General features: G+C 42.3%; 9 protein-coding genes. 8 read left to right on the top strand and 1 reads right to left on the bottom strand.

Going from position 1 to position 13687, the window contains the following annotated elements; all coding sequences use genetic code 11:
- The first annotated feature begins 27 nt into the window (after window positions 1-27).
- The 6 genes from ACOQON_RS10205 (at window position 28) to ACOQON_RS10180 (ending at window position 6733) form a co-directional block, all read left to right on the top strand.
- Window positions 28-1053, top strand: a complete 1026-nt coding sequence (locus tag ACOQON_RS10205; RefSeq protein WP_420575338.1) for a DUF559 domain-containing protein — start codon at window positions 28-30, stop codon at window positions 1051-1053.
- Entirely contained in the window at window positions 1050-2234 is a 1185-nt protein-coding gene (trpB, locus tag ACOQON_RS10200) for a tryptophan synthase subunit beta (protein WP_420575337.1), read from the top strand. The genes ACOQON_RS10205 and trpB overlap by 4 nt, the downstream gene beginning before the upstream one ends.
- 19 nt (window positions 2235-2253) lie before the next feature.
- Window positions 2254-3021 carry a tryptophan synthase subunit alpha gene (trpA, locus tag ACOQON_RS10195; RefSeq protein ID WP_420575336.1) on the top strand — a complete coding sequence of 256 codons (768 nt, stop codon included), beginning with the start codon at window positions 2254-2256 and terminating at the stop codon, window positions 3019-3021.
- Window positions 3022-3101: 80 nt separating this feature from the next.
- A complete protein-coding gene (locus ACOQON_RS10190) occupies window positions 3102-4109 on the top strand; it encodes a bifunctional 3-deoxy-7-phosphoheptulonate synthase/chorismate mutase (protein ID WP_420575335.1) in 1008 nt (335 codons plus the stop codon).
- 1 nt (window position 4110) lies between these two features.
- Window positions 4111-4836, top strand: coding sequence for a phenylalanine 4-monooxygenase (locus ACOQON_RS10185; protein ID WP_420575334.1), 726 nt, complete (start codon window positions 4111-4113; stop codon window positions 4834-4836).
- Window positions 4837-5251: 415 nt separating this feature from the next.
- Window positions 5252-6733 carry a dihydrolipoyl dehydrogenase family protein gene (locus ACOQON_RS10180; RefSeq protein ID WP_420575333.1) on the top strand — a complete coding sequence of 494 codons (1482 nt, stop codon included), beginning with the start codon at window positions 5252-5254 and terminating at the stop codon, window positions 6731-6733.
- A gap of 34 nt (window positions 6734-6767) precedes the next feature.
- Here ACOQON_RS10180 and ACOQON_RS10175 read toward each other — a convergent pair whose 3' ends face one another.
- Window positions 6768-8123: a cell envelope integrity protein TolA gene (locus tag ACOQON_RS10175; protein WP_420575332.1), complete on the bottom strand. Its 1356-nt coding sequence runs from the start codon at window positions 8121-8123 to the stop codon at window positions 6768-6770.
- Window positions 8124-10686: 2563 nt separating this feature from the next.
- On the opposite strand from ACOQON_RS10175, the gene ACOQON_RS10170 reads away from it, so the two are divergent.
- Together ACOQON_RS10170 and hisB are read left to right on the top strand one after the other, a co-directional pair.
- Window positions 10687-12996 carry a T9SS type A sorting domain-containing protein gene (locus ACOQON_RS10170; RefSeq protein WP_420578686.1) on the top strand — a complete coding sequence of 770 codons (2310 nt, stop codon included), beginning with the start codon at window positions 10687-10689 and terminating at the stop codon, window positions 12994-12996.
- A 107-nt stretch (window positions 12997-13103) separates the two neighbouring features.
- Window positions 13104-13628 (top strand): histidinol-phosphatase, encoded by a 525-nt coding sequence (hisB, locus tag ACOQON_RS10165; protein WP_420575331.1) that lies wholly within the window; start codon window positions 13104-13106, stop codon window positions 13626-13628.
- Window positions 13629-13687: the final 59 nt, after the last annotated feature.

Raw genomic sequence — 13687 nt, 5'->3', positions numbered from 1 at the left:
CGATTGATCATTATAAATCTGATGCTTATGAAATATTCGCAGATATTAGAGTACGCAAGATCCCTACGAAAGAATCGAACACCCGCTGAGAAGATTTTTTGGGCAAATGTTAGAAATCGGAAGTTCAAGGGATTAAAGTTCAACCGTCAATTCATAATTGAGCATGAGGATAGGTCCTATTTTATTGCTGATTTCTACTGTCATGAACATAAACTAATTATTGAGGTCGACGGTGGAATTCATACTCAACAAATTGAATATGATAAGATCAGAGAGGATATACTTTTTGATTTAGGCTATAAAGTGCTTCGATTTAAAAACGAAGAAATCCTAAATGATTGGATGAACGTGGATGAAAGGCTTGCGGCTCAACTCACCCCTAAACCCTCTCTTGAAAGAGAGGGGAAAGAATTCGAAGAATTCAGGGGAGAGTCAAAAAACCTAAAACTAAAAGTATGTGGCATGCGTGATCCCGAAAATATTAGAGGCTTAATAGATATTAAGCCGGATTTTATGGGATTTATCTTTTATCCAAAATCTCCTCGATATGTAAATGAAATGGACGAGGATTTTATCATGCGTATCCCCATTAGTATTCGTAAAGTAGGGGTGTTTGTCAATGAAACATTGGAACGAATTGTGGAATTAGCTGACAAATACGGTCTCGAGTACATTCAACTGCATGGAGATGAGGATTTAGCATTTGCAAAAAAGCTGAAGGAGAAAGGGCTGAAAATCATCAAGGTGTTCCGGGTAATGGACACGATTCCTTTCGTGGCAAAACAATACCAGGGTATAGCTGATTATTTCCTATTTGATACGGCTTCCATGAACTACGGAGGATCGGGTCGTCATTTTGATTGGAACATTCTAAAGAACTATAATCTGGAAACACCCTTTCTACTAAGTGGGGGCGTGCAACTGGAAGATATCGAAAAGATAAAAGCTATGGAAGTGAGCCAGCTAGTAGGGGTCGATGTGAACAGTCGATTTGAACTAGAGCCTGCGAAGAAGAATCTGGATATGTTAAGAGAACTGAAATCTGTTTTATGAGAAAGTTTGATGTAGACGAAAGAGGATACTATGGAAAATTTGGTGGGGCATATATACCTGAAATGCTCTATCCAAACGTGGAGGAATTGAGACAAAAATATCTGGGTATCATTGATTCAGAAGACTTTAAAAATGAGTTTGACTATTTACTAAAGACATATGTTGGGCGACCAACGCCACTCTATTTTGCCTCGCGATTGTCTGAGAAATACAAGACAAAAATCTATTTGAAGCGAGAGGACCTTTGCCATACCGGAGCTCATAAAGTCAACAATACAATTGGTCAAATATTGCTGGCAAAACGATTGGGTAAGTCAAAGGTCATTGCTGAGACTGGTGCTGGCCAGCATGGAGTGGCAACAGCTACCGTTTGTGCGCTGATGGGAATGGAATGTGTTGTATACATGGGAGAGATCGATATGGCCAGGCAAAAGCCCAATGTGGAACGGATGAAAATTCTGGGTGCTGAAGTTCGGCCTGCCGCATCTGGTAGCAAAACACTGAAAGACTCGACCAATGAAGCGATGCGTCACTGGATCAATAATCCCAATGACACGCACTATATCATCGGTTCCGTAGTTGGTCCTCATCCATACCCGGACATGGTTGCAAGGTTCCAATCTGTGATCAGCATGGAGATACAGCAGCAGTTGCAGGAGGTTGAAGGTAAAAACGCTCCTGATCATGTGATTGCATGTGTAGGAGGAGGAAGCAATGCGGCCGGAGCTTTCTATCACTTTCTGGATGATGAATCAGTCAATTTGATTGCTGCTGAAGCAGCGGGTTTAGGAGTTAACTCAGGAAAGTCAGCTGCTACAACAGCACTCGGTAAATCGGGTGTGCTTCATGGAAGTAAGACACTTCTCATGCAAACAGAGGATGGGCAGGTAGTAGAGCCATACAGTATTTCTGCAGGGTTGGATTATCCTGGCATTGGACCCATTCACGCGCATCTTTTCGACGCTGGTCGAGCTGAATTTTACAGCATTACCGATGAAGAAGCGATGATTGCGGGAGTAGAATTGAGCAAGCTCGAAGGAATCATTCCGGCCATTGAATCTGCACATGCGCTGGCTGTTTTTGGAAACAGGCAATTTGGTAAGGACGAAGTGGTGGTTGTGAATTTGTCTGGTAGGGGAGATAAGGATTTAGAGACTTACATCAAATGGGGGAAGTACTAGAATGAATAATCAATTAGTCATGAATCGAATTGATCAGGTATTTCAGGAGAAGCGAAATATTCTGAATGTCTATTTCACAGCAGGGTTTCCAAACCTTAATGACACGTTACATATTGCCAAATCGCTGGAAGAGGCCGGGGCTGATATGCTGGAGATAGGGATGCCATTCTCGGATCCACTTGCCGATGGACCCACCATTCAAAACAGCTCTCAGAAAGCCCTCGAAAATGGGATGACGGTCAAGTTGCTTTTCGAGCAGTTGAGTTCTTTACGAGAACACGTTTCGATTCCGGTATTACTTATGGGGTATGTCAATCCAATCTTACAGTATGGGATGGAGCGATTTTGTGATGCCTGTGCCGAGACGGGTGTTGATGGAGTTATTATTCCTGATTTACCAATGCAAGAATATCTGGAGCTCTACAGGGATCAATTTCAGGCAAAAGGAATTCATAACATATTTCTCATTAGCCCAAATACCTCAGAGGAACGAATCAGACAGATTGATAAGCAATCCAATGGATTCATTTATGTGGTTTCGTCTTCAAGTATTACCGGAGCTAAAAAGGGAATTCAGGAAGGTCAGACAGCATATTATCAGCGAATCAAATCAATGAAGTTAAAAATCCCACAATTGATCGGGTTTGGCATTTCTGACAAGGAGACATTTGAGACGGCCTGTGAGTATGCCAACGGGGCAATTATTGGCAGTGCCTTCATCAAGCAGCTAAATGAGGATTCATCAAAAAAAGCAATAACTGGTTTTGTTAAAAATATAAAAATGTAAAACAATTCCCCCTTTGAAGGGGGGTGAGATGGCAGAGGGCGATAGGAGGGAGATGTTTAATGGGCTGACTGATAAAATATATGATCATACAATTAGAAAAAGGAGTAAATGGAGAAGTGCTGAATTCTGTGGAAAGAGAACTTCATGCATTGAAATACAAAACCACCCATGTACAGACACAGTACGGGAGTTACTTAATTGGAACAGGTAAAAAGCAGTTTGATATTCGAAAAATCGGCCACCTCAAGGGTATTAAAGATATCCATGTAGTTTCTGATGACTACAAACTGGTTTCCACTAAATGGAAGGTGAATCCCACCATCATTGATCTGGGTGATAATGTGAAAATTGGCGGAGGGCATTTTTCATTGATGGCCGGACCCTGCAGTATAGAGGGCGAAGAAAACATTATGGACACCATTAATTTTCTCAAGGCAAATGACATCAGGATTATGCGAGGAGGAGTGTATAAGCCAAGAAGTTCACCTTATTCCTTCCGAGGTTTAGGGATAGAGGGGCTTAAGCTGTGGCATAAGCTGGCTCGGGAAAATGGAATTAAAATCATCTCCGAGGTAATGCAGGTGTCCCAAATCGAAGAGATGCACGACTATGTAGATATTTTTCAGGTTGGCGCCCGAAATACACAGAATTACAACCTGCTTGATGAGCTTGGAAAAGTGGATAAGCCCGTTTTGTTAAAGCGCGGTATCTCAGGCACAATTGATGAACTTCTTCACAGCGCGGAGTATATTTTTTCCGGAGGAAATGAGCGCTTACTCCTTTGCGAGCGGGGCATCAGAACCTACGAAAAAGCTTCTAGAAACACATTCGATATCAATGCGATTCCAATCCTGAAAGAGAAGTCACATCTTCCGGTGATCGCTGATCCATCGCATGGTATTGGTATACGTGATCATGTGGGACCTGTAGCGATGGCAGCTACGGTAGCTGGTGCCGACGGTGTGATCTTCGAAACACATTGCCGACCTGAGGAGGCCTTCTCGGATGGGCAGCAAACGCTGGATTATAATGAAGCATCCAGATTAATAGAAAAATTGAGGACATTAAATGAAATAACAGCTAACTAGGATGAGACAGATTTACGAAAACTACACACAGGAAGACTTTGAGGTCTGGAAGATCTTATTTGATCGCCAAATGAAACAATTCCCCACTCATGCCTGTGAAGCTTATCGGGATGGACTAAAGATTGCCAATTTTGAGACAGGAACCATTCCGGATTTTAAAGAAACCAATCAAATCCTTCAGGATACTACCGGGTGGCAGTTAGCCGTGGTTCCGGGTATTGTACCTGACTACACCTTTTTTGAGCTAATGGCTAATCGAAGGTTTCCTGCTACTACCTGGTTGAGGAAGATGAAGGAGCTGGATTACCTGGAAGAGCCTGACATGTTTCACGATGTGTTTGCCCATGTTCCTCTTTTGACCAATCAGCATTTCGTGAACTTTTTGGAAGAGCTAAGTAAGATTGGATTAGAGTATGTTGGAAATGATTATGCTATTCAGCTCTTGTCACGCGTATACTGGTTTACGGTGGAGTTTGGTTTGATCCAGGATCCAGCTGGTTTAAGGATCTATGGAGCAGGAATATTGTCTTCTGCAGGGGAGACCAGGTTTTCCCTAAGTGAGAAGCCACCAAAGCATGCTTTTAGTATCGATCACATGCTGGATACGGCCTACCGAAAAGATGTCTTTCAAACCGAGTATTTCATCACAGAATCCTACGAACAGCTTTATGATTCTATTCCGGAGATCAGAAAGCTGATGGCTGAAAAACTGAAGACAGTTGCTTAAAGATGTGGATAAGCTGGTGGAAAAGTGATGGAAAACTTGTTGAAAACTAGATAGTTACATTCTTTGGAGATGTAAAATTATGGTCTACATTAGTATCATCAAACAAGGGATAGGAAACTGAAACCGAAGGTTTCCAGTCAGACAAAGGGAAGTTGATTTTAAGTTTGGCTTGGGTCAACGAAGTTTGAATGACTGCCGAGGAAAAGCGGTCGCAGGGGCAACCCTCGAAGGCACATCCAAAGGGATTCCGAACAGTAGTTTGGAATATTGCAGTTGCTACGGCAGTTGCAGTATTAAAAGGGTGAAAATCGTTCTCGATTTTTCACCCTTTTTGTTTTTTATGCATACTCCGTATTTCTTCTGATTCATTAAATCAATCAAATCTTTATCTTTAGGGAAACAATCGCCTAGCCAAATGAAGAAATTTGACGTCTGTGTCATAGGTGGTGGGCCTGCAGGATATGCAGCAGCCATGAGAGCCATCGATTTCGGTAAACGTGTAGCATTAATAGAAAAAGATAAATTGGGTGGAGCCGGAATCCATCAGGGAGCACTTTGGAGCAAAACCTGGTGGGAAATTTCCCGTGAAGCCCGAATGATCAACCTCCATGGAAACACGCTCAATCTGAATAGTACAGAATTCAGCTTTGAAAAGGTTAAGGGAGAAGTAGCCCAGGCTGTTGCACAGCGAGTGGATTTAATGACCCATCACATGGAAAACATCAACCTTAGTTTGGGTGATGAGCTATTCGAATATATTCACGGTACGGCTAAGGTGACATCTAAGAATAGGGTTGAAGTAATTGGAAACGGTCAGGATCAAACCATCGAAGCGGATTATATCATTTTGGCAACTGGCAGTGTGCCGAGAAAGCTACCACATCTACCTATAGATGAAGAGATCGTTTTCACTTCTGATGGGCTAAGTAACCTTACTAAATTCCCTAAATCAATCGTGATTGTTGGAGCCGGGGTGATTGGTTGTGAGTTTGCTACTATCTTTTCCAACTTCGGTCATACGAAAGTTCACCTCATTGACAAAGGGGATCGAATTCTGCCATTTGAGGATGAGGATGTGGTGAAGGTGATTGAAAAGAACCTTGAACTGAAAGGAGTTCTCATTCACAGGAATTCCAAGTTGATAGACATGAAGGTAGATGGGGAAGAAGTGGTGTATATCCTCGAATATGACGATGGGAGTAAAGAGAGTTTCCGGGTAGAAAAAGGACTTATTTCCATTGGTCGGGTGCCACAATATGACAACCTGGTAGACGACAGCATTGGAGTGGAAATAGACAATCGAGGTATTAAAGACGATCTCACACAGACCTCTGTTTCAAATATTTATGCAGTAGGAGATATAACAGCAGACATTTCACTCGTCAATGTTGGAGAGTTAGAGGGTCGATATGCGGTTGAGCGAATATTTGGTAAGCCAGAGCAACCACTTATTTATAAAAATATCTCTTCGATCATGTTCTTGGATCCAGAGATTGCCGGTGTAGGAATGAATGAAATTCAGGCCAAAGAAGCTGGTTTGGAGTACAAGATGGTGAGTTTGAACTACGAGACGATCCCTCGTGCTACAGCGATGAGAAATACAGAAGGATTTATCAAAGTGCTGGTAACAAACGATGAAGCAATGAATATTCTAGGTATGCGTGTAGTAGGTGAACACGCATCGAGTGCTATTCAGGCTGTAGCGTTATTGATATCACAGGATAAAAGCATAAAAGAACTTGCTGAACTTATTCATCCTCATCCTTCCATTATTGAGGGAATCCAGGAGTGCGGTAGAATCCTGATGGGTAAGCCGCTTTTCAAACCGCGGGTATTGAGAAGTGCTATCAGATGTCAGGTGTGGGATGGAAAAGGGTATCACGATCAGGTCGGATAAAAAAGAAGAAAGGAGCTGTGAAGCTCCTTAGCCATTATTTAGGAAAATTATTATTTGTACTTGTCAGCTGTTTAGCCATTGCAGCTCCGATTAGCGACTCCAAAGGCGTGCCTCCTTGCTCTTCTCCTCCAATGATCATGGTCTGAGGGAAAGTCAGCTTGCTTAATTCTGCTGCCACACCCACCGAAGTTTTATACTCCCATTCGGCTCGTTCCTGAGGTGTTAGTCCGGCAGTAACCAGTTTTGCATTTTCATAGGCTTTAGCATCTGCCGAAACCTTCTTTTGCTGAGCTTTGAGCCTTTCAGTTTCCAGAGCGATAGCTGCCAGTTCCTTATTGGTTCGTTCTTGTTTAAGCTTTGTTTCAATCGCAATAAGTTGTTTGACCTGCTCTTTTTCCTGATTAACACGCTCTGCTGCTTTATCACGCTCACCTTCTGCAATGATCCGGGCTTGAGCGGCCTTAGCAGTTTCAACCTTTTGTTGCTCTATCTGCCTTTTAGCAGACTCGTCGCGCTGGGCTTCCAGACGCTGCTTAAAAATCGGCTCAAGGACCACATCGTCTACAATTACCTGAGAAACAATGATATTATTTTCAGTCAATTCGTGAGGGATACGCTTTGGTAGCCCACTTTCAAGAACGAGCTCCACTGTATATCGTGTACGAATCTCTTTGATCTCTCTTGAAGACTCAGTTTTTTGAATATCAGCGTATACCGTATCCTTATGTTCAATTTTAATTACAGCATAAGCACCATCTTTCAGTTGTTCATCCAATGTTTGTCGGAAGCTTTGTGCTTCACCGGAGATATAATCCTGAGCAGCATACATGTAGCCCGTATTATTTGTTTGCTCACGTATCGTTGGGATAAGCGTGTTTTGAACGAGGTTATCCATGGTTCGATATTTTATGGCAAGTGTGATGAAATCTTCTTCATTTGTGGGCAGTTGAAATCTACCTGAGATTTTAACTTCAGCTGTTACCTGATCGATAAACCGGATTGGAATCGGATCCATCAAGCCTTCTATATCTTTAATTTCATCGCCATCTCCTACCACTTTTACATCGATATACTTTTGCCAGGGAACTACTTTAGCAAAACCCCTGAACTTGATTCCCTGATTCATCACTACATCACTATGTCCGGTAGGATATACGAGGAAATATTGATAACCTGGCTCTGCCCAGAAGAATAGGTAGGGCAACATGGCTACCATAAAGCCAACCCCGGCAATAAACAAGGATATTTTCTTAGTGAACATTAAGAGGAATGGGGGTGCCTTTCTTCGGATAAGGACACCATCTTCAATAATATCCTGCTCACTGAGCTGAGGTCGGAAATACAACATAAATAATCCAAAAAGAATGATAAGAATACCAAGTAAGATCATAGGTTTTCAAATTTAAAGGTGAAACATATGCAACTATTTGTATAGTTGCATTTACAAATACATACTATATCTTACGTATCATAGATTGTTTATGTTTCAATATTCAGTTAATTATTTCAATAAAATTAGTATAAGCAGTATAATAGATTTAAATATTAAACTAGTCAGTATATAATATTGAATTTAGGATTTTAATCAAAATATTTCACGTACAATAATTTATATCAGCAGGCATATTTTATGGATATGTATATTTGCTTTAGCAACTATTACTAGTTAAAATTATGTAGCTAGATGATTGTTGGTTTAATGGCGCTGATACAACGCTTTCCAGCCATTAACAGAATCATAACCTTTGACTGATAGTAATTCTATCTGATTTTCAGTAATTTAACTGTCTATAAATCACCCTGCTATGAACTCACGAACGCAATTTCACCTTGTCGTAGTGGATCAAATTCTCTTTTCTTTTCCCAGGAGAAGTCTCTGCATCCTCTTTTTATTCATAATATCCTTTGGGCTACACGCCCAAGTATTAATTAATGAAGTAGTTACTGATCCGCAAGTGGATTGGAGCACCAATGCATTTGATGGATCAGATGGATTGGGACTCATTGATACAAATGACGAGTGGATTGAATTGTATGTCACCGCCAATGGGGCAAACCTCACAGGGTGGACGATCGAACTGAACGATGGAACAGATGAATCAGGACTTATTGATGCCGGGGGTGCTTTTGTCACCATGAATTACATTTCTGCAACGGGTGGAACGTTCGTTGATACAGATGCAGGAGATTATATAGTATTGGGCCAGCCTACCTCGGGCTCGATGGATGCCACAATCACTGTCATTCTTAGAGACAATACCATGGCAGTTGTTGATCAGGTAGAAATAGCTGCGGGTTCCGGGACATTTTTTACCGGGGCATCCACCGGAATAGCTGATGAAGCTGTTTGCCGGATTCCAAACGGTCAGGATACTGATGTGGAGCTAGATGATTTTGTGTTGACCCAGTCGACGTTAGGTACCGATAATTCCCCTACGGGAATAGTACTAATAAACGAAGCAATCGTGGATCCTCAGCAAGATTGGAGTACCAATGGATTTGATGGAAGCGATGGAGGAGGTACAATTGATTCGGATGATGACTGGGTGGAGCTTTATATAGAAGATGCTGGACTCAACCTAACCAAATGGACGATAGAATTAAATGACGGGACGGATGAATCTGGTTCACTTGAAGTTGGGGGAGCGTTTCAGATTGTAAACTATATTTCACAAACTGGTGGAACTTTTTCTGATACAGACGCAGGTGATTATCTGGTTTTGGGAACAATGACCACCGGAGCTATTAACCAGTCGGTGACCATCGTTTTAAGGGATGCCTATAACAATCTTGTCGATCAGGTTGAGATTGCATTAGGTAGCGGGACCATGTTTACAGGCAATGCAAATGATGCAGATGACGAATCAGTCTGCCGCATACCCAATGGGCAGGATACAGATGTGGAGGCTGATGATTTTGTACAGACTCGAGCCACACCTGGAGCGAATAACTCCCCTCAGGGTATTGTATTAATTAATGAAATTGTGGTGTCGCCTCAGCAAGATTGGAGCGCTAGTGGCTTTACCGATCCAGCTCCCGGAGGAAGTATCGGTTCTACGGATGAGTGGATAGAACTTTATATTGGAACCTCAGGTCTTAATTTGACAAAATGGATTATTGAGGTAACTGATGGTGGCTTTTTTAGCGGTGATCTAACGAGTTCGGGCGCATTTGAAGTTGTAAACTATATCGGTTCGGGCGCATTTAATAATACGGTCGCGGGTGATTATCTAATCTTAGGGAACCCAACTGGATCCGAGACAATAACGAATGATGCATATTTCGAACTCTTCCATCCAGACGGTACAACCATAGATGATGTGGAAATAGGAGATGATATTGAAGGTGATGGGGCTGGGGATGGTGCTCCTGATGGCACTGTTACTGGTGGAGCCTCAACAAGCATCGCTGATGAGGCTATCTTCAGGGTTCCTTTGGGTGAGGATACGGATGATGATGTGGCTGATTTTCGAAGAGGACTTGCGTCTCTGGGTGCCGAGAATGGAATTATCTATGTAGATGCTTCTGCCCCTGATGATACGGGCTTTGGTCGGCAGTCGGATCCAAAACAGCTTATTCAATCTGGCCTGGACATAGCAGTTGAAAATGGTCAGGTCATTGTTGCCGCAGGCAGCTATTCTGAAAATTTAACTATCTCATCACCTGTTACCCTTGAAGGAGCAAATGTAGGAATTGCGGGAAATGGTGTAAGAGGAGCCGAAACTATTAATGATGTTTCAGGAGTAGGAATAACTATCACCACCGATACAGTGACCGTAGATGGCATTCAACTCGGAACCGATGCATCCACCTCGAGTGTAACCAACGGGGTAGTGGCTACCGGCAATACCGGAATATCTATTCAGAATAATGTGGTTTATACCAATAGCGTCGGTTTGGTGGTAGGTAATGCGAGCACCGGGACCATAAGTGTTACTGATAATGTGATTTCAATGCTTGCCATAGAAGATGCCACCAGTCCAACGGGCGGAAGCATTGGCATAGCTGCATTTTTAACCTCAGGTGATCTGGATTTGGACCTTAACAACAATGACATCTCAAATGCATCATTGGGGATATCCACCTATGGCCTTCAGTCGAGTGTGGAAGCCGTTATTGACGGTGGAGCATTTACTGGTTGTATGACAGGGATCATTCCTTCAAATACAGATGGAGTGGGTGGTTTCTACCCATCATCATTAACGATTCAAAATGTGACCATGTCTGGATTTGCCACTGATTCAGATGTAACCAATATTGACACAGAGACAGCCGTTTATGTATTTACAGCTGGTGGTACAGCCACCGATGATCTAACCATTACCATGAATAATCTTGATGTTTCTGGTGTAAACAACGATCTCTCAAACTACTCAGGGATCGTCGTGGGTGATTTTCCATCTTCGTCTGATGGGGCTGGAATTGATGCAACGATCATTAATTGCAATATTCACGATAATGAAAACAGAGGCATTTATGTCAGAGGAGGAGATGCAGTAGCTTCAATCTCCCAATCATCTATAACAGGAAATGGATTTGATCCGACTGCAGCAGGAGGTAATGCCGGATTCAGTGTAATTGTAAGAGAGGGCGCTAGTGCGACGGTTTCTAACTCATTTATAACCAATCCAGCTACCTTGTCAGGAGTTGAGGATATTCCAAGCTTCTATTACACGGCAGGTCTCGGTGTTTTTTCTGGAGGCAGTCTGACTATTTCGGATAGCAATTTGGATCAAAACGGAAATGGATTTATTGCTGAGACATCCGGCATAAATCTTTCCGGAAATTATTTTAATACGATAGATGAGGCCACCATTCAATCTTTGGTAGGTTCAAATAATGACTTTACTCCCTGGTTATCGTCAGGTACCGATACCGATCTGGTAACCCCTGGATTTCAAGGTGATTTTGATGGATTAATTGTCGGACCTCTCAGTTCACAAACCATCGGCGATCGGGTACAGGAAGGACATGATTTAGTGAATACTGACGGGACAGTGACGATTATTCAGGATGACTATACAGAACTCTTAACGGTAAGTAAAAATATTGCTATCGATCCGGAGACGAGCACTACTATTGATGATGTGACATTGAATGGAGGCCGATTAACAGTTTTGGCTGATCTTGAAATCAATAATACATTGACATTGACAAATGGCGTCCTTGATATTGATTTGGATGATGGAAATAAGGACGATGATCCATTATTAACCTTGAACAATCCAATTAGCGGAACATTTGGGATAAGCAACCATATAGAGGGTAAAATGGTGGTTTTGGTTGGAGCGGCAACACTGTTTACTTTTCCCGCAGGTGACGGAGGAGCCTATCGCCCGGTGGAATTAACCCCTACCAACGCAACCACCTTCTCGGTATCTCATATTGGAGAGTCTGCTCCGATTGGAGGAGGTACTTTTGGTGACATGCGAGACTTGCATGGAACAGCTAGCAGTCAGTTAGCAGGAAATATAGAAAGCACACTGACCACCCGATATTGGGGTATTGATGTAATCAGCGGAACACCGGGAACAACAGATGTGGAACTACAGATTGAAGGTAGCGATGAGGCTTCTGATCCTTCTACTTTAGGAGTGCTTCGTTTTGATGGAACAGATTGGTTGGAATTAACACGTGTGGGGGCCTCAGGATCAGACCCTTTTACTGTAACAGGTCAGACTTCCAGTTTTAGTGATTTTTCTATTTACTCTACAGATGCGGAAGCCAACCCACTTCCTGTGGAGTTAATTGATTTTAAAGGAAGAGCGGAGAATAGGGATATTCGGCTTTCCTGGTCTACGCTCACTGAATTTAACTCAGATTATTTCCTGATTGAAAGAAGTGAAGAAGGAGAAAAATTTGATGCTATTGGTAGTGTGGCCTCTAATGGAAATACAAATCGCAAACATGACTATGCATTTGTAGATATGAATGTGGATGCTGGCATTCATTATTACCGACTCAGAATGGTAGATGTGGATGGTTCATTTGAACATTCACCTGTAATCAGGGTAAATTCTGAATTGGATATTAGGCAGGTACTGGCTTATCCTAATCCTTCACAGGATATAATTCATTTGAGGGGAGTTAATCCTGAAGTGATACGGAGTGTTAAGTTTTATAATCTGGAGGGTAGGCTGGTAAAATCCTTTAATGAAGGGTTAGAAACATTAAATATTTCTGGTTTTAAAAATGGTCAATACCTCATACGTGTGGTACTTGTTGGAGGAGAACTTTACGAAGGAAAGATTCTGAAGGAGTAAGGCTTGATTATAAACAATATTTTTTCGCTAGTACACTGGCTTTTTATTAAACCAATGTTTATAGTCTGTAAGAGTAATTAATCATTCCGCATCTTATCTTCGCACCCATGCAACCCATCCTATTTATCGACCGTGACGGAACCATCATTCAGGAGACAGATGATGAGAAAATTGAGACCATCGAAAAGCTGGACTTCCTGCCGGAAGCTTTGTACTACCTCAAGAAGATCAAAGAAGAAACTAACTTCAAGTTTGTGATGGTCACCAACCAGGACGGGCTGGGAACGGATGCATTCCCGGATCATGAGTTCTGGCCAGTGCATAACTTCATCATGCGTTTGCTGGAAACGGAAGGGATCCACTTTGATGCGGTACACATCGATGAGCACTACGAGAAAGACAATCACCCGAATCGCAAGCCGGGTATCGGTATGCTGAAAGAGTACATATCAGGAGATTATGATTTAGGGAGTTCTTATGTCATCGGCGATCGCGCTACTGATGTGCAACTGGCCCGAAACCTGGGATGTAAAGCGATCTACCTTACCTCGGCCTACTCAGATAATAAAACAGATGCGGAGTTGAAGCCGAGGGGGTGGGAAGAAATCTATCGATTTCTAGTTGAGAAGTAATTTTTTTGAGAATACTCCCCCATAATAAAGGGGGTTGGGGGGTTGTTTAAAAATATTTA

Origin of the sequence: Ekhidna sp. (assembly GCF_965221965.1) — a bacterium.
GTDB lineage: Bacteria > Bacteroidota > Bacteroidia > Cytophagales > Cyclobacteriaceae > Ekhidna.
The sequence above is the reverse complement of the archived record's forward strand: the minus strand, read 5'-3'. Positions and strand labels throughout refer to the sequence as shown.

Bases quoted from the DNA above. Each gene is read 5' to 3' on its own strand.
- ACOQON_RS10205 (WP_420575338.1), top strand. From the start codon at position 28: ATGAAATATTCGCAGATATTAGAGTACGCAAGATCCCTACGAAAGAAT.
- trpB (WP_420575337.1), top strand. From the start codon at position 1,050: ATGAGAAAGTTTGATGTAGACGAAAGAGGATACTATGGAAAATTTGGT.
- trpA (WP_420575336.1), top strand. From the start codon at position 2,254: ATGAATCGAATTGATCAGGTATTTCAGGAGAAGCGAAATATTCTGAAT.
- ACOQON_RS10190 (WP_420575335.1), top strand. From the start codon at position 3,102: ATGATCATACAATTAGAAAAAGGAGTAAATGGAGAAGTGCTGAATTCT.
- ACOQON_RS10185 (WP_420575334.1), top strand. From the start codon at position 4,111: ATGAGACAGATTTACGAAAACTACACACAGGAAGACTTTGAGGTCTGG.
- ACOQON_RS10180 (WP_420575333.1), top strand. From the start codon at position 5,252: ATGAAGAAATTTGACGTCTGTGTCATAGGTGGTGGGCCTGCAGGATAT.
- ACOQON_RS10175 (WP_420575332.1), bottom strand. From the start codon at position 8,123: ATGATCTTACTTGGTATTCTTATCATTCTTTTTGGATTATTTATGTTG.
- ACOQON_RS10170 (WP_420578686.1), top strand. From the start codon at position 10,687: ATGCTTGCCATAGAAGATGCCACCAGTCCAACGGGCGGAAGCATTGGC.
- hisB (WP_420575331.1), top strand. From the start codon at position 13,104: ATGCAACCCATCCTATTTATCGACCGTGACGGAACCATCATTCAGGAG.